Origin of the sequence: Algoriphagus persicinus (assembly GCF_035156415.1) — a bacterium.
GTDB lineage: Bacteria > Bacteroidota > Bacteroidia > Cytophagales > Cyclobacteriaceae > Algoriphagus > Algoriphagus persicinus.
The window spans coordinates 45,699-62,431 of record NZ_JAYEEY010000025.1; the positions used below are offsets into that span (position 1 = coordinate 45,699).

At 44.2% G+C, this 16,733-nt stretch carries 20 protein-coding genes; 17 read left to right on the forward strand and 3 right to left on the reverse strand.

Annotation, left to right across the window (positions count from 1 at the left end):
* Window positions 1-123: 123 nt before the first annotated feature.
* Window positions 124-1,476 carry a RagB/SusD family nutrient uptake outer membrane protein gene (locus U3A58_RS17405; RefSeq protein ID WP_323825606.1) on the forward strand — a complete coding sequence of 451 codons (1,353 nt, stop codon included), beginning with the start codon at window positions 124-126 and terminating at the stop codon, window positions 1,474-1,476.
* A gap of 58 nt (window positions 1,477-1,534) precedes the next feature.
* Here the strand turns inward: U3A58_RS17405 and U3A58_RS17410 are convergent, their stop codons facing one another.
* Together U3A58_RS17410 and U3A58_RS17415 are read right to left on the reverse strand one after the other, a co-directional pair.
* The gene (locus tag U3A58_RS17410) at window positions 1,535-1,819 is read right to left on the reverse strand and encodes a DUF6520 family protein (RefSeq protein ID WP_323825608.1); all 285 of its coding nucleotides are present in this window, start codon (window positions 1,817-1,819) and stop codon (window positions 1,535-1,537) included.
* Between the two features lie 416 nt (window positions 1,820-2,235).
* Complete coding sequence (locus U3A58_RS17415; protein WP_323825610.1) at window positions 2,236-2,712, reverse strand: MauE/DoxX family redox-associated membrane protein; 477 nt, start codon at window positions 2,710-2,712, stop codon at window positions 2,236-2,238.
* Between the two features lie 288 nt (window positions 2,713-3,000).
* Here U3A58_RS17415 and U3A58_RS17420 point away from each other — a divergent pair, with 288 nt between their 5' ends.
* Together U3A58_RS17420 and U3A58_RS17425 are read left to right on the forward strand one after the other, a co-directional pair.
* Window positions 3,001-3,591: a Crp/Fnr family transcriptional regulator gene (locus U3A58_RS17420; protein ID WP_323825612.1), complete on the forward strand. Its 591-nt coding sequence runs from the start codon at window positions 3,001-3,003 to the stop codon at window positions 3,589-3,591.
* The gene (locus U3A58_RS17425) at window positions 3,588-4,493 is read left to right on the forward strand and encodes a terpene synthase family protein (protein ID WP_323825614.1); all 906 of its coding nucleotides are present in this window, start codon (window positions 3,588-3,590) and stop codon (window positions 4,491-4,493) included. The genes U3A58_RS17420 and U3A58_RS17425 overlap by 4 nt, the downstream gene beginning before the upstream one ends.
* 77 nt (window positions 4,494-4,570) lie before the next feature.
* On the opposite strand, the gene U3A58_RS17430 is transcribed toward U3A58_RS17425, so the two are convergent.
* Window positions 4,571-5,380, reverse strand: coding sequence for a LytR/AlgR family response regulator transcription factor (locus tag U3A58_RS17430; protein ID WP_323825616.1), 810 nt, complete (start codon window positions 5,378-5,380; stop codon window positions 4,571-4,573).
* A 404-nt stretch (window positions 5,381-5,784) separates the two neighbouring features.
* Here U3A58_RS17430 and U3A58_RS17435 point away from each other — a divergent pair, with 404 nt between their 5' ends.
* From U3A58_RS17435 to U3A58_RS17500, 14 genes are all read left to right on the forward strand, one after another.
* Entirely contained in the window at window positions 5,785-6,618 is an 834-nt protein-coding gene (locus U3A58_RS17435) for an RteC domain-containing protein (protein WP_323825618.1), read from the forward strand.
* An 82-nt stretch (window positions 6,619-6,700) separates the two neighbouring features.
* Window positions 6,701-7,114 carry a hypothetical protein gene (locus tag U3A58_RS17440; RefSeq protein ID WP_323825620.1) on the forward strand — a complete coding sequence of 138 codons (414 nt, stop codon included), beginning with the start codon at window positions 6,701-6,703 and terminating at the stop codon, window positions 7,112-7,114.
* 28 nt (window positions 7,115-7,142) lie between these two features.
* A complete protein-coding gene (locus U3A58_RS17445) occupies window positions 7,143-7,445 on the forward strand; it encodes a DUF4134 domain-containing protein (protein WP_323825622.1) in 303 nt (100 codons plus the stop codon).
* Window positions 7,446-7,458: 13 nt separating this feature from the next.
* Window positions 7,459-7,920, forward strand: a complete 462-nt coding sequence (locus tag U3A58_RS17450; RefSeq protein WP_323825624.1) for a hypothetical protein — start codon at window positions 7,459-7,461, stop codon at window positions 7,918-7,920.
* A gap of 87 nt (window positions 7,921-8,007) precedes the next feature.
* On the forward strand, window positions 8,008-8,325 hold the full coding sequence (locus U3A58_RS17455) for a DUF4133 domain-containing protein (RefSeq protein WP_323825626.1): 318 nt from the start codon (window positions 8,008-8,010) through the stop codon (window positions 8,323-8,325).
* Window positions 8,326-8,327: 2 nt separating this feature from the next.
* Window positions 8,328-10,769, forward strand: coding sequence for a TraG family conjugative transposon ATPase (locus U3A58_RS17460; RefSeq protein ID WP_323825628.1), 2,442 nt, complete (start codon window positions 8,328-8,330; stop codon window positions 10,767-10,769).
* Window positions 10,766-11,461, forward strand: a complete 696-nt coding sequence (locus tag U3A58_RS17465) for a conjugal transfer protein TraI (RefSeq protein WP_323825629.1) — start codon at window positions 10,766-10,768, stop codon at window positions 11,459-11,461. Before U3A58_RS17460 ends, U3A58_RS17465 begins: the two co-directional genes overlap by 4 nt.
* Entirely contained in the window at window positions 11,451-12,116 is a 666-nt protein-coding gene (locus U3A58_RS17470) for a hypothetical protein (RefSeq protein WP_323825631.1), read from the forward strand. The genes U3A58_RS17465 and U3A58_RS17470 overlap by 11 nt, the downstream gene beginning before the upstream one ends.
* The gene (locus U3A58_RS17475) at window positions 12,031-12,753 is read left to right on the forward strand and encodes a TerB family tellurite resistance protein (protein ID WP_323825633.1); all 723 of its coding nucleotides are present in this window, start codon (window positions 12,031-12,033) and stop codon (window positions 12,751-12,753) included. Before U3A58_RS17470 ends, U3A58_RS17475 begins: the two co-directional genes overlap by 86 nt.
* Entirely contained in the window at window positions 12,750-13,733 is a 984-nt protein-coding gene (traJ, locus tag U3A58_RS17480) for a conjugative transposon protein TraJ (protein ID WP_323825635.1), read from the forward strand. Before U3A58_RS17475 ends, traJ begins: the two co-directional genes overlap by 4 nt.
* A 6-nt stretch (window positions 13,734-13,739) precedes the next feature.
* The gene (traK, locus tag U3A58_RS17485) at window positions 13,740-14,357 is read left to right on the forward strand and encodes a conjugative transposon protein TraK (protein ID WP_323825637.1); all 618 of its coding nucleotides are present in this window, start codon (window positions 13,740-13,742) and stop codon (window positions 14,355-14,357) included.
* A complete protein-coding gene (locus U3A58_RS17490) occupies window positions 14,354-14,629 on the forward strand; it encodes a hypothetical protein (protein WP_323825639.1) in 276 nt (91 codons plus the stop codon). Before traK ends, U3A58_RS17490 begins: the two co-directional genes overlap by 4 nt.
* A 1-nt stretch (window position 14,630) precedes the next feature.
* Window positions 14,631-15,872 carry a conjugative transposon protein TraM gene (traM, locus tag U3A58_RS17495; RefSeq protein WP_323825640.1) on the forward strand — a complete coding sequence of 414 codons (1,242 nt, stop codon included), beginning with the start codon at window positions 14,631-14,633 and terminating at the stop codon, window positions 15,870-15,872.
* A 21-nt stretch (window positions 15,873-15,893) separates the two neighbouring features.
* The gene (locus U3A58_RS17500; protein WP_323825642.1) at window positions 15,894-16,733 is read left to right on the forward strand and encodes a DUF4138 domain-containing protein; all 840 of its coding nucleotides are present in this window, start codon (window positions 15,894-15,896) and stop codon (window positions 16,731-16,733) included.

Below are 16,733 nucleotides of genomic sequence, written 5' to 3' on the forward strand. Positions count from 1 at the left end.
GTTCTAAACACATAAAAGGGAAAAGGTCTTTAAGCTTTCTTCATAAGGGGAGGTTGGTTACCTCCAGTTTCGTTGACCTGTCTGTGGCTTTTGGCCACAGACCCCTTTTTAAAATGCAATAAAATGATGAAAAAAATAAAAGTCAGAACAATCATTCTAATGCTTTCAGGGCTTATGTCCTGTGAAAGCTTTCTGGATCCGAAACCGGATCAGAGTCTGGTAGTACCCACCACGGTGGAGGATATTCGAAGCCTGCTGGACAACACCACGGTATTCTGCAGACAGGCCAGTCTGCCTATTATTGCAGGGGATGAATTTTATATGCTGGATGGTGCCTTTGACGGATTCAGTCTGTTGGAGCAAAGTGTTTACCGATGGGCGGATGATCCCTATCAGGGACAGCCGGTAGGGGACTGGTCAGTTCCTTACAAGCAGGTTTTCTATGCCAATGTAGCACTTGATGCTATCCAAAAATTGGGAAATAATGATAATGCCGAAGTACAAAAGCTAAAAGGTGAAGCACTGTTCCACCGGGCGTATGCCTATTTTCAGCTGTTACAGGAGTTTACCCCTGCATTTGTCCCGAATGGTGCAAACGGGGATGCGCTGGGTCTGGTCTTAAAGGAAAATCCCGACGTCACGGGTAATCCTGGAAGAGCTGATCTGGAAAGTTCCTATACTCAGATGCTTGGGGATCTGTCTTTGTCCATAGCATTATTACCGGATCTGCAGTTGCCGAAATCCAGACCTGGCAAGGCTGCGGCATTAGGGTTGTTGGCAAGGATATATCTGACTCAATTTGCCTATAGTGAGGCGGTGGAAGCAGCGGCTGAGGCATTGGAGCTGTATCCGGAAGGAGGAATGAATTTTAATGAAATAAATGTGAATGCCTCCCGACCATTTGATCGTTTCAATGAGGAAACGATATTTTATTCCCAGATGATTTCCTATTCCTATTTCTATTCCAGACAGGTCGCTGTGGACTCGGCATTGATACAGAGTTATCAGGAAGGCGACCTCCGTCTACCAGCCTACTTCAATGAAAATCAGCCTGGTATTTTTAACTATACAGGCAAGCATACCGGCAATGCAGCGATGTTCGGCGGGTTGACAGTAGGTGAGCTTCAGTTGATTGTAGCAGAGGGATATGTGAGATCCGGAGATGATAGTTTGGCTCAGAAGTACCTGAATGATCTGATAAAAAACAGAATACAGCCTGAATTCTATGATCCGGTTACCCTGATAGGAGATGAGCTGTTGGAAGCCATTTTGCTGGAGCGTAAAAAAGAATTGATCGGAAGAGGAATCCGCTGGTCGGATTTGAGAAGGCTGAATCAGGAAGCTGGCCATTCCACAGAAATCAAAAGGACAATAGCCGGTGAGGAACTGGTGATTCCCCCGACTTCTCCGAAGTACGTATTTCCAATTCCAAAGGAAGAAATCCAACGGTCAGGAATACGTCAAAATCCAAGATAAGAAAACACCCAGGGCAAAGTTTGCCCTGGGTGTTTGAATTAGTACCGGTTATGGAAATTTACATTTCTGTAAAGACCCCTGCTTCCAGCACATTCTTGATGCCGGTAGCCGGATTGTCGTTGGAGAATTCGACTGCACATTCCGGCCCGGTGCCATTGCAGGAATAATCCTGGCTGATTTCTAGGTCTGTGATATCCCGATAACCATTTGGTAAAGAAGCATCGGGAGTCCAAACTTTTGTGGCAGTCTTTTCAGCGACCATAGTTGGTACATTCATAGCCATAGCCAGTGTTGCTCCGAACACTAATCCTAGTGCAGGGAGCATTTTGGTTAATGATTTCATAATCGTGTGGTTAATGAGAAGGTTTTACCCCTCGGTTAAACATTGCTTGTTCTGTTCCTCTGATCAGGAGTTCCTTCCTAGGATTTCTTCCTTCTTGAGGAATCCACCCAAGAACTCCAGTTCAGAGGTTGAACCGTCCGGGTTGCCCCGGTCTGGGAGCCGGTTCCGCTCTCTGCACCGCCCAGTGTAAGCTGGCCTTCCTACTGCCTGCTTTAGGAAGAGACGGTGCAAATTTTATAAGCAGGAAAACTGCTTGGTTATTGTAATTGCTATTTTTTGGGTGGGGATCTGACCAATGTCCCTGCCCGTTTTTTAACTTCAAGTTTGGTTTAACATGAAATGCTTAATCAGGTTTATTGGTTAGATTTGCATCATAGAAGCAAAATGTTTCTATATAGTTAAAGCTTAACAACCTGTTAAAAACCTGAGGCATCCGCCTTGGGCTTTTTTGTTGGATTTTGATATAGTCCAAAAATACCCAGTGAAATAAACAACAGGTTCAACATAAAGTGCTCTGCCCACCCCAGTGATTGCAACAGTCCTGCACAGTTGCATGGAACCCTTGGAAAAGCTTCCACCCAGATCAGCCCAACATAAGTGGTAAAGACGGTGAGTAGGAGGATACTTGAGAGAAATCCCCACCATCTGGTGACTGAAAAGAGCAGGAGCAGGGCAATCAGCAATTCTGAAATCGGCACTGCATAAGCCAATACTTCAGCCAGCTCTGCAGGAAAGGTCTGGTTGTGAAATGCTTTTCTGCTTTCATCCCAGCTGATCAGTTTATCCAGACCGGTATAGACCAACATTACCATCAGTAAAAAACTGCACAAATGGATCATTAGAGCAGTTAATTCTATCGGTTTGTTTCTCAGTTTTTTGACATAACCTATCATTTCTTTTAGTTTTAGTCTTCAGATACAGGATGTAATTGTATCCTAGTTAAAATTAAATCAGGATTACCACATGTAACTCCGACTGATGTCGGAAATGAGAAATGTTGGCCATATTTCCGACATATGTCGGTTTTTCAGCTAAATATTTAATTCTATGACTCAATTCCTTGGTTCAAAACACTCTGCTAATTAGATTAATAGTCAGGATTTGGTCAAAAATGATTGAGATATAGGTTCTCCGCTTTTTTCCTCATCCGGATAGATTGTTTTATATAATTGATTTTGGTCATGGAGGATAAGTACAAGAAACTGTTGATTGATGATATTGGCCGGCTTATGGCTCTTCCTGAGGATGCTTACAGGCTAGTGTTTGCGGAAATGGAACTAAAGAGTGTAAAGAGAGGTAAAATATTGAAAGAACAGGGAGATTCCGATACTGTCAGCAGGTATCTCTGCGAAGGATTTATCGGATCTTACAGATTTGATGAGGTGCAACATTCGTTGTCTGTAATTTACCAGCCCACAGATACTGTTTTTGATGATCGTTCTTTCCGTACCGGGATTCCCAGTGACACCATACTCAAATGCATTTCGGATGTCATTTTTTATGAGTTCAGTCTCGATTCAGAACGGGATATTTTGGAAAGGTATCCCCGGTTTGTTGAATTGGCCCACAAGATCAGCTTACGCATAAATGAGCGGAATGCTATTGTATTTGAATTAAGTAAAAAAGGCCTTGAAAAAGGGTACGAAGAATTAATGATGCTTTTTTCCGGGCTGGAGCCAGCTATCACAAATGATGATTTGGGAGCATTCTTCCGGGTAAGCCGACGAACAGTGGAGCGTTTTAAACATGAACTTAAAAATATAAAACGATGAAACTTCCAGATTTTCCCGTCGCTGTTCATACAGATTCGCAAATGATAGATGATGCGGTATTACGCTGGGCAGAGACATGGTTAAGTAACAGTGATAGTGAAGCAGATTGGGTGATTTTAGAGCGATGCTCAGTTCAAAAACTGAATTGGTTTGCATGCTACCTTTTTCCAATGATGGAAATAAACAAGCTGGATGGGATTGCCAAGTTGTTTTTTTGTCTTTTCACATTGGATGATTTATTGGACTTAATGGATGGTGAAGACGCAGAAAATTTTTTGGAGGAAATGACTAACAAGAAGCTGGAGGAAGGCAAATTCATCTTGTCAGAGCTTGGCTTGCCCATAGATTTCTGTTATGCACAGGTCTTGGAATATTTTTCTGATGAAGATCAGAAAGAAGAATTCAAGTGCATTTGGAGTTCTTACATAGCTGGACTTCAGTGGGAAAGAAAAAACAGGATGGAAAGCAGGGAACCAACTTTGGACGAATATCAAAAGTTGAGACCTCACAGCTCTGGAGTTTATATTGCTATTCACCTCCTAAAAGGGAACATGTTAGATCATACTTGTGATACAAGAGAACTTGAATCTGATATTGCTAGGTACATCTACCTTTCAAATGATCTTGTGTCAGTAGCAAAGGAATCGGGGATTGGGGATTTACATAATGAAGTAATTCTACTGTCACATGATTATGGGTTGGATGTTGCTGCAAGAATAGTGGAGGGAGAACTTATCTACCTATGCAAAAAAATTAAACAGAGAGGCCAGTTGATCAGCCAAATTTCTGAGGAATGTAAAATTTCCGTTGATAGTCTCTTTTTGCTGGTAGGCGGATGTCTTTTTTGGTCAGGGGAAAGTGAACGATATACTGATGGAGAAGTTCAAAGCCAAAGTTCATAATTTGGTTTGTTCCTAAGTTTGACGGGAATGTATTTGCGGTAAGTTTAACATGAAAAATAGAACCTGACTTCAATCAGTCACCTATTAATCCATTCTTTGAATTTTCCTGCTTTGGATTGGCTGACTACCACTTCTTCTTTGAATATGGGAGTCAGCTGGAGCAACAGTTTTCCATGACCGTTTGACTTGAAATGGATGCAGGCGCGGTAATGGATAATCATCTTTCTGTTTACTCTGAAAAAGTCCTGAGAGGGTAGCTTTCGCTCAAGTTCGTCAAGTGTTTCATTTAAAAAGTAGGTGGTTTCGGTGGTGGTGACCAGGTAGTTTATTCTGTCTTGATGATAAATGAACCGTATTTCCTGTAGTTGAAGCGGTATTGTCTTGGTCCCTTGCTGAACTAAAATAATTTCCTTGTTGGACTTTGATGGGGTAGTTTTTTCCTGTTTTCTCAGGATATGGTAGTAGAAAAGGTAGTAGATATTGAATAGGAAAACCGGTAAAGCCATCATGGGGAAGGAACTGTTGGAGCTTGGGTTTTCAGGGGCAACGGTCAGTCCAAAATACCATTGATAGATGGAAAGAAATAAGTAATCAATGATGCCTGGAAGTAACATGCCTAACAGAAACTGCAAGGCTAGGCGGATAAATGGCTTTTCCTTCCAGTCATAGACCTTGTCCAACTGAACAGTCACCGAATGGACAAACTCAATAAAGAAACCTGCGATTAAGAAGGCCGCCAACAGCTTGACATAAAAAGATGTTCCGTTCAGTGAATTCAGATAACGTGCCCCCATACCATACATGGCCACAAGAAATCCGGCGATTACGCAAAGCAGAATTCGCAGTACCTGGTCGTTGTATTGTACGGGTAGATTTTTTTTAGCCAAAATCAACAAAGTTGTGGCCCGTGGCAGACCGAATAAACACTAGCTAAGGCTTCCAAAAGCGAAAACACTAGTTTATAAGTTAATAAACTCTTTGATTATTTTGGGATATGTCCGGTTAGGATGCATCATTTATTATTGTCTAGACGTTCTTTTGGACCTTGCTGTTTGAAATATCGCAGCATTAGATAGTTATATGTTGATGTTCGTTTTAGGTTCAACATGATGTGATGCCGTTTCATCCTGATATTCACCTGTTTCAGGTTTTATGGGCAGGAATTTTTTACTTTTTTGTATTCTTGAAACTAAGTTTGTTCAGTACCTCTCTGGTACCAAGGCCTTTTAAATCATAAGCCCGCGGGCTTATGATTTAAAAGGGGATCCGTCTCCACTAAAATTGTCTAATCATGATCTATAGTGAAAATTTCAGTCCTCTTTTTTTAAAGATGAAGGAGGATATTGCGTCTATTGCCGCATCCTCATCCAACAGACTGGCGACGATGGAGAAATCGTTTATTCTGGTCAATAACTATTGTGCACAAGTGAAGCCACCCGATACGTTTGATACACCGGAAATGGAGATGGAGTTCTTTAAAAAAATCAGACCTGGCTTTGAAGCCGAACTCATTTATTTCGGGGAGCTTTATTTTATTCTTTCTACTATCCCACAAAGAAGACGGGATACAATCCGGTATCTGGAAAAGCAGTTTTTACAAATCCGTCTTTATCAGAAGCGGTATCAACTGCTCTATGAATACTACCTGCTGGGAAGATCAGATTATGATGGTGAGCTGTTTACCCAAACTGATCCAAGCACTCCTTTTTTTATTACACAGCTTTTGCCACTAGGCGATCTACATTCGGTTCCTGCAGGAAAGGTCTTTGCAAAATTCCGGGCTTACGATGAACTGCATGGATTTCTGGAAAAGGAAATCAGCAACCTGAAAAACAGGACAGAAAAGGAGAGCCATTCTGTTAAATGGACTGCTACTAAAGCAGCATTGGTCGAACTTGCCTATGCCCTAAAAGCATCCGGAGCCATTAATAACGGCAACTCCTCCATCCGGGATATCGCCACTCATCTGGAACGGGCTTTCCAGCAAGATCTCTCCCAGTTTTATAGAACCTTTCAGGAGATCCGCATCCGCAAAAACAGCCGTACCACTTTCTTGGATCGGCTGAAGGAAAAACTGGAGAACTGGATGGACAATACCGACTTAAACAGTAAAGGGGATAGCTGATTTTTTTACTCCCCCTTCGGAGTTCAGTGTGAGGTTATCAGCAGATTCTGCCTCAGGTTTGTAACCACAAAATCACACAGTTATGCTCGAAAATGTTTCATGGGGAGTCTTTCTTAAGCTGCTTGGAATTGTTCTGACCTGCTATTATGGGGTTGTAGTTATCCGCTACTTCCGACCTGATGTTTCCAGTTTACTGCTAAAAGGAAAAAGAGTGGGACTGGCGGGAATGCTAAGCAAGAATACGAATGAAGGAAACACTTCCTTGGATAATTTATCGGCATTGCTGGCTGAAATAGACAGTGAACTCATGGCCAATGCAGGGAAAAAAGCCGAAGTGATTCAACTCCTACGGCAAAAAGTAGGTCGCTATGGATTGCCTGATTCTAATTCGGCACGCAAAATACTGTTGAACCACCTGCTGCTTGCCGTCAAGGCCGGACAGGTAGATCTTGAAGAAGAGGATCTACTGGTCCTGTTCAACACCTTACCAAACTGATCATTCAAACCAACTAAACTCACATTCGATGAAAGGGATTACTAAATGGATTAGTGCTATATACTTCTTGCTACTTGCGGGAGTGGTGAAAGCCCAGGACGGAAATGCGGGCATCAACGAGGCCACGCAGCAGGTACGGGGATACTTTCAGTCGGGTACTGGGTTGATGTATGCAATAGGTGCCATTGTTGGACTCATTGGCGCAGTCAAGGTTTTCAACAAATGGAATAACGGGGAACCGGATACAGGAAAAGTAGCTGCCGCATGGTTTGGTTCCTGCGTGTTTCTGGTCGTGGTAGCCACTGTACTTCAGAGTTTCTTTGGCGTCTGAAAATATTCAGGATATGGATCTGCTCAAACAGCGAAAAATAGGGATACTTCCGGAAATAGACATTGCAGGACACTCATATACAGTTGATCTGCGGCTCAATGAACTCCGAAACGTGGAGTTTCCCACCAAAAAGCTTTCACTCGATGAAATGGTGACTGCAACGGACGGCCAGCATTACCTTTTTTTCTATGACCGTGAAAGCCGATCCATTCTGCATGCTTCTTCGGAAATGGTAAACCTACCGAAGAATGCTGTCTTGGTGGAGATCCCGGATGAAATGGGACTGGATCCGGTAGGCATGGCCAGAAAATACGGTTTGGGGGATGAGTATTTTCTCAAAATGCACCCCTATGGAAAAGGACTCAAGTCAAAGGTTACCCCAATGGACAAATCAGGACTGCCGGAGTTTGTTGTAAACAATCTAAAACAACATCGACAAGATCCACAGAAAATACCGCTGCGGAAATCTCAATAGCTGCCTTCAGAATCAACCGTTGGGTATGGCTTGAGAACATAACGATTATCCACTCTATCCTATTCTGAACCTTAGTTAATCTATAACATGATCAAGTACAGTGTCAATAGAGGTATCAACAAGCCCATGGAGTTTAAGGGGCTGAAAGCGCAGTATATCGGATATCTGGCGGCCGGATTGGGTCTTACACTGATTGCATTCGCAATCGGCTATGTCATAGGGATGTCCATGTACCTGTGCCTGACAGTGGCTGTAGTGCTGGCAACTGCGGATTTTGTGCTGGTGTTCCACCTGAGTGCTACCTATGGTGAGCACGGCCTGATGAAGAAAATGGCCCAAAATCAGGTGCCAGACAGTGTGATAATCAGAAGCAGAAAAATCTTCTGTAACCTGATAAAAAGCTGATCATGGAACTTGAGCAACTATTTCCACTATACAAAGTGGAGCATGAGCTGATCCTTTCCCGGGTGGGGGATATGACCGCAGCCTTTGAAATTGACCTGCCTGAACTATTTTCGCTTAGTTCTGCGGGGTTCGAAGCTGTCCATCAGGCCTGGAATAAAGCAGTTGGTGTACTGCCCGGAAATACGGTGCTGCACAAGCAGGATTGGTTTGTTGACGGATGTTATCGGGGAAAGTTTGAAGGCGAAAATCATTCTTTTCATTCCATTTCAAGTGAGCGCTTCTTTGCCGGGCGTCCCCATCTGGATCACCGTTGCCGACTATTTGTCACCAAAAGACCCAAAAGCAGTAAACTGGGCAGTTCGGCTGTTTCCAATTTGCTGAGAAAAACACTCGTTCCGATAGAAATCCTGGAAGGCAATGCAATGGAAGAGTTCCAGAATGTACTCGGCCAACTTGCTCAGATTCTTGGCGATGCCGGGATTTCACTGAGGAGGCTGAATGCGGAGCAACTGTCGGGAACCCCGTTGAAGTCAGGTGTTTTGGAGGAATACCTGAATCTTGGTGAGGTGGGTATGCTTCAGGATATTCAGTTTAAACCGGAGTGGAAAATAGGAAGCAAGTATGTACAGCTCTATAGTCTGGGGGAGGTGGAGAATCTGCCTTCCACGGTCAGTCCCCATAGAAGTTATGAACCCTACGGAACCGATCAGACGGAATTTCCAATCGGTTTTTCCACGCCTGTCTGTGCCCTGCTTCCCTGTAATCATATCTATAACCAGTTCCTGTTTGTTGAAGATCACCAAAAGAAGTTGAAAGAGCTGGAATCCAAGAGGCAACGGCTTGAGTCTCTGGCCAACTATTCCAGAGAGAATGCCATTGCACGGGATGCTACAGCCGAATTTCTAAACGAGGCTATTTCCACAGGAAGAAAGGCGGTTAAGGCACATTTTAATGTGATGTGCTGGACAGATAGATCCGAAGATGTAGGGACGCTGAGAAACCTGGCAGCCGGTGCATTGGCCAAAATGAATGTGGTGCCCAAACAGGAAACCGTTGGTGCTCCGCAGATTTTCTGGGCAGGCCTTCCGGGAAATGAAGCTGCTTTTCCGGTGAATGAAACCTTCGATACGTTCGTCGGGCAAGCGACCTGTTTTTTTAATACAGAAACACATTACAGAACGTCGACCAGTCCCATTGGAATCCGCTTAGGCGACAGAATTACCGGATATCCTGTCCATGTGGATATTTCAGATGAACCGATGAAGCAGGGCCTGATCACGAACAGAAACAAGTTTGTGTTGGGACCCTCCGGCTCTGGCAAATCTTTTCTGACCAATCACCTGATGCGGTCTTACTATGAACAGGGTACACATGTGGTATTAGTCGATGTGGGTCATTCGTACCATGGACTCTGTGAGCTGGTTGGGGGATATTATTTTACCTACGAACAGGACAATCCGATCCGTTTTAACCCCTTTCATGTGGAAGGAAGAAAACGGCCGGAAACCGAAAAAAAGGAAAGTCTGAAAACCCTGCTCATCGCGTTGTGGAAAAAAGAGGATGAGGTATTCAAGCGCTCAGAGTATGTGGCAATTTCAAATGCGTTGTCCGGGTATTTTGGGCTCTTGGAAAAGAACCCGGAGATCTTCCCCTGCTTTGACACCTTTTATGATTTTCTGAACAATGAATTTAGGGATGTTTTAAAGCGGGATGGAGTAAGAGAGCATGACTTCGATGTGGACAATTTTATGTATGTGCTCCGTCCATACTACCGTGGAGGGGAATTTGATTACCTGCTGAATGCCCGGGAAAATCTTGATTTGCTGCAGCAGCGCTTTATTGTCTTTGAACTGGATAACATCAAGGATCATCCCATTCTGTTTCCGGTAGTGACTCTGATGATCATGGAGATATTTATTTCCAAAATGCGCAAGTTAAAAGGTGTAAGAAAGATCATCCTGATCGAAGAGGCCTGGAAAGCCATAGCAAAAGAAGGGATGGCAGAGTACATCAAGTACCTCTTTAAGACGGTCAGAAAATTCTTTGGCGAAGCCATCGTGGTGACCCAGGAAGTGGAAGACATCATCTCCAGCCCGATCATCAAAAATGCGATCATCAACAACGCGGATGTCAAGATCCTGCTGGATCAGAGCAAGTACCAAAACAAGTTTAAAGACATACAGGAGTTGTTGGGACTCACCGATCAGGAGAAGGCAATTATTCTATCGATGAATAAAGCCAAAGAGCCGGGCAGGAATTACAAGGAAGTGTACATCAGCATCTACAAAAAGGTATACCGTGTGGAAGTGAGCCGGGAAGAATACCTCACTTATACGACCGAGGAGCGGGAAAAAATGAAGGTGGAAGAATACACCCTAAAATACGGGAACCGGAAAAAAGCCATACAGATCCTGGCCGAAGAACTCAAAAACCAGCAATCATGAAACTCAAAAAAAGAATTCTTGCCATGAGTATTCCGCTGGCTGTTGGTTTTACGGTACTGCCTAGCCAACCGGCTAACGCTATTCCCATCACTGTGATTATTGAGGTAATCAAGGCAGCCGTTAAAAAAGTCATCCAGGCGATTGATCTAAAAATCCAGCGCTTGCAGAACCAAACCATCTGGCTTCAGAATGCCCAGAAAGTTTTGGAGAATAAACTGAGCAAGCTAAAACTCGAAGAGATCTCGGAGTGGACTGAAAACCAGCGAAAGCAATACGAAGAGCTCTTTGTGGAACTATGGAAAGTCAAGCGGATCATAACACAGTTTCAGCGGGTGCGGGATATTGCCGCTATGCAAAAACAGCTGGTCAGGGAATATCAAAATACCTGGGGAGTGATCAACACTTCTGCTGTATTGGCATGGGAAGAAAAGAAGGTGATCAGTGGGGTATATCAACAAATCCTTGAGGAGTCGCTGCAGAATCTCAGCCATTTGTCAGGGGTGATGACTTCATATACTACCCAGATGAATGATGCAGATCGATTGGCATCCCTTCATCTGGCAGAGGACAGAATCCGCAAAAATCTAGTGGATTTAAGATCGCTGAATTCACGGAATATGCGCCTGATCCATTCCCGTGAATTACTGCCGCTCAACAACCTAAAACAGAACTATGATTTGGATGGACAGTAACTATTCCTGGAGAGTAAGCAGGGTAATTCTCCTACTGGTAATGATGTGTTTCGGGCTATGCTCGAAGGCACAAACCATGGCGGAGTGGACTAAGCAGAAAAAGCTGCAGACCAGCTACAAACTCAATCAGATCGTTGCACTCTCTGCCTATTTGGAGGTGGCAAAAAAAGGATATGAAGTAGCTAGGGTAGGATGGAGTCTGGTCGGAGACATCCAAGACGGTGAATTCTCGCTTCACAAAAATTACTTCGGATCCTTGACTGCTGTCCATCCCGTAGTCCGGGATTATCCAATTGCGCTGGAAATACTGAAAGTATATCAGCAGATTAACAGGGAGGTGGATTGGATGGATTATTATATGATTGATCAAACGATGCTGGAAGACCGGGAAATTTTGGCTGTCAACAGATTCAATTGGGAAATTGAAGAGGAGTCAGGTTTTGTCATGAGTGAACTCAGGGAATTACTGACTTCCGATAGCTATGAAATGGATGATGGAGAGCGACTGGCTGCGATAGATGGATTTTACGTCGGGATTCAGCAGCTTTTTCAAGCCTTGAAGGCCTACAATGAGCGAATCCGATCATTGGAAATGCACAGGAAAAGGAAAGAAATCCAACAACAACAGCTTAACAGTTTCTATGATGTCAGGTAAAATCAAACAACTTATTTGGCTCGGGATGATTCTGCTTGCTTTGCTGCAACCCTGTCCCGGGCAAAGCCAGACTCATGAGGCTACACAGCTTATTCTGAATTACGAGAAGCTGATGCAGATGAAGGAAATTCTGGATCATATGTATAACGGGTATGTCGTTCTGGAGAAGGGGTATTCTAGGGTAAAGGGTATAGCCGAAGGAAATTTCAAGCTCCACGAGGCATTTTTGAATGAACTCCTTAAGGTGAGTCCTGAAGTCAGAAAATATTATCGGATAGCCGAAATCATCCACTACCAGCAGCGGATTCTAAGCGAATATAAATCCACTTATAATAAGGTTAAGGATGGGGATTCTTTTTCTGCAGCGGAGCTCTCATTTCTGGTTGAAATGTATGAAGGACTGTTTAAAGTTTCCCTACGTAACCTCGATGAGCTGGTACTGATTCTCACGGCAGGGGAGCTGCGAATGTCAGACTTCGAAAGATTGGAAGCCATTGATCGCCTGCATGGAGAAATGTCTGGTCTGTTGATCTCTCTACGGGAAATAAACAGTGAGATTAATTCACTTGGTAATCAACGAAATAGAATGAGGAATGAACGTAAGTCCATCCTGGAATTAAACGGAATAAACAAATGAAAAAACTAGCCATTTTGCTGGTGGGAATAGTATTCCTACTCACAGGATCTGCCCATGCACAGACTATTTCCGGAAGTGTCGAAGGACTTCATGAGGTATTGGATCAACTCTACGATGAAATGATTCCGCTGGCCAATGGGCTAATCACCTTCGCAAGAGCGGTGGCAGGATTTGCAGCCATCTGGTATATCAGCATGCGGGTGTGGGGTCATATCGCACGCTCGGAACCTATTGATATGTATCCATTACTTCGCCCTTTTGCAATAGGTATAGCAATTATGCTTTTTCCGCAGGTATTGGCGGTAATGAACGGAACCATGAACCCAATCATCAGAGCTACCTCACAAATGGTGGAAGGAACCAACTTAGCTATTGCCAATCACATCTATGAAATGGAAGCTGAGCAGCTTGAACCCTATATCAATCCTATCAGCGAAAGCGGAGAGCAGAAATACCCTGAAAACCTTAAAGATATGGGCGTGTTTGAGCGGATAGCAAACGAGGTTTTCGTGTTCAATCTGAAAGCTATTGTCAGCAAGCTGATTTCTGAATTCTTGCAGATGTTGTTTTTTGCTGCTGCTCTCTGTGTTAACACCATCCGCACCTTTCAGCTGATAGTGCTTTCCATTCTTGGTCCGCTCGTCTTTGGTCTGTCTGTCTTTGACGGATTTCAGCATACAATGGCGGCTTGGTTTGCCCGCTACATCAATATTTCTATGTGGCTTCCGGTTGCCAATATCTTTGGTGCCATCATCGCAAAAATCCAACTCAACATGATGGTACTGGATGGGGATTTTACGGCTTCAGTAGGCTATCTGGTCTTCATGGTCATCGCTATTATAGGTTATATGACGGTGCCCAATGTGGCGGGATTTATTGTACAGCCTGGTGGTAGGGACAGTTTGCTTAATTCTGCCACAAGTGCAGCCAAGTCCGGGGCGTTGGGTGGAACCCGGGTTATTCAACAAGTCATCAAATAAGCTCCTATGTTTCAAAATTTAAAAAATTTGGATACCGCTTTCCATCATGTCAAATACCTATCCTTTGCAGTTACCCTGGGTTCACTGTGCCTGTCAGGATACCTGGGAATGAAGGCAATACAGGCAACCCAGGCCGCACAAGAGCGGATCTATATCCTGGCTGAAGGAAAAGCGCTGGAAGCTTTTTCAGCTACGAAAAAAGAAAACATACCGGTAGAGGCAAGGGATCACGTGACCATGTTCCATCATTATTTCTTCTCCCTGAGTCCGGACGAAAACTTCATCCGGGAGCAAGTGTCCAAGAGCCTGTATCTGGCGGATGGTTCTGCCAAGAAAGTCTATGACAACCTGCGGGAAAGGGGCTATTACACAGAAATCGTATCAGCCAATATGAATCAGACCGTGGAGACGGACAGTGTGAACATCTCGATGGATTCTTATCCTTTTAATTTCAGGTTTTATGGAAAGCAAAAGATCATCCGGCCTACTTCGGTGGTAATCAGAAGTCTGATCACCAAAGGAAGGCTGCGACACATTGACCGGACGGATCAGAATCCCCACGGGTTTCTGATTGAAAACTGGGAAACCCTTTCCAACGAAACGATAACAGTGCAGAAACGATGAGAATACTGGGGATTACTGTTTCCGCTGCAATTCAGGAAAGTGCCTTTCTCGAAAAATATGCTTCTCTGCTTTCCAATAAGGTCAATCGGCTCTCGGAGCATGCTAAAAAGCAATTGATACTTGCTTTTATACTGATTTCTATTGCGATGCTAGGGGGTAGTTTGATTCTGGGAATACCCACAGAAAATACCACTTCCCTGCGTATCCCAGCATGGGAACCTCCGATGATTTATTATGACTCACTGCTCCACAAACCAATAACCAATCCATAACATGCAACAGCTAACTGAAAAACAGAAAAAAGAACGCAAATTTTTGCTTGCACTTCCCATCCTTACCCTCCCATTCCTTTGCCTTGCCTTCTGGGCCATGGGAGGAGGTACGGGCGATCCAACCAGTATAGACAAACAGCAGAAAGGATTGAACATGACGCTACCGGAAGCCCAAGTTGAATCGCATGCGTTGAACAAACTGGAATCATATGAACAGGCGGAAAAAAGGGCTTCGCAGGTTCGGGAGCAAAGGAGGATGGATCCATTTGCAGATAGTTTAACAGAGAAAGAGGATGCTTCACATCGTTTTACTGCACCCACAGGACAGGAAAGTACACTTCAGGAAACGGAAAACGAGGTGCAGGAAAAATTGTTTACCCTGGAAAAACTACTAAACCAACCGGATATACAGCAGGAACCTGTCGGGCAAGAAATTGTCTCAGTTGAATCCGAAGAACCAGGGCAGGGGGGTGCTTCTGGCGATCCTGAGCTGCAAAGGCTGGAAGTCCTAATGGCATCTGTTATCGAGCCTGAAATGGAAGACCCTGAAATGGAGAGGATTGATTCCATGCTGGATAAATTGCTTGATGTGCAGCATCCACAACGGGTTCATGAACGCATGTCACAGACAAATGAACTGGAAGGGGAAGCTGTTTTTTCTGTCAGTTTGGATCGGGATGATCCTCAAGCGGAGTATTTTGATGAACCTGCCTATCCGCAAAGAGAACGAAACGGGTTCTATTCACTGGATACCGATAAGCAGCAATCCTTTGCTACCATTCGGCCTGCTATTTCTGCGCAGGTGACCAAAGATCAGGAAGTGGTAACGGGTGCTTCCATCGAAATGGAACTTACCCAGTCCGTATTTATTGATGGGGTGGAATTTTTAGCAGGGACTTCTATAACAGGAGTCTGTACCCTTAACGGTGAACGGCTGAATATAGAAGTCCAACGCATCCGTTCCGGTAATCTGATCATTCCGGTCAATCTAAACGTGGTGGATCTGGATGCACTCCCCGGAATAAAGATTCCCAATGCCATCACACGCGATGCAGTCAAGCAGGGAGCAGGTGATGGGATCCAGTCTATGAATATGATGGGCATGTCATCCTCCTGGGAGGCGCAGGCTTCCATGGCCGGGATGGAAACAGTAAAAGGCATCCTGTCCAAAAAAGCAAAATTGGTTAAAGTAACCGTCAAAGCAGGCCACCCGATTCTCTTGACGGATCTTTCCGGTAATTGATTATCCACTAAAAAACCATACATGATGAGAATTTCAATGCTATTGATAGCGTTTGCGCTATCCCGGATTTGCTGTGCCCAACTAGTTCATGAGGCACAGAAGGAAACGTATCCGATTCAGATCGGATGGGACAAAACCACCGTGCTGGTTTTTCCTTATGAAGTGGTCAGTGCAGATTTTGGAAGTCCGGCTGTGCTGTCTGAAAAGGATAAAGCTGCTCCCAACGTGCTGAAGCTGAAAGCTGGAGTAAGACATTTTGCTTCCACGAGTATGTATGTGATAACGACAGAAGGAAAGCTCTATCCTTTTACGGTGGGCTTCACAGAACATCCGGATGCCAGACCCATTGATATCGGAAAGCAACAGGAAGTCGAATATGCTAAAGCCCTGTTGGAAGGATCGGCTATGAATGCGGCTGATATTTCTGCTGTGATCAATGACTTGTCTCAGCGGACTCCCGATAGATTATTCTGGGGGAAAAAGAGGGGTATGATCCGGTTGGGACTGGGAGAAATAGTTGAGAAGGACGGAGTGCTCTTCCTTCAACTGGCAGTTGAGAACGAAAGCTGGGTGGACTATCTGCCAAAAAAATGGCTATTCACTGTTCAGGACAAAAAGCAGACGAAACGCACTGCGATCAGAGAACTAACCATGGAACCGATATCATTCAGTCCATTTCAAGGTGTTGACGGTAAGTCCGCAGGGTTGGCTGTCTTTGCATTTCCCCGTTTTACCATCTCTGATGCAAAGATACTTTCCATTCAGATTTTTGAAAGCAACGGAGACCGCAATCCGGTCGTGGCGCTCTCAGGAAAGAAGCTGCTTCAGGTTAATCCCATTATAATTTCAAACCAAAAATAA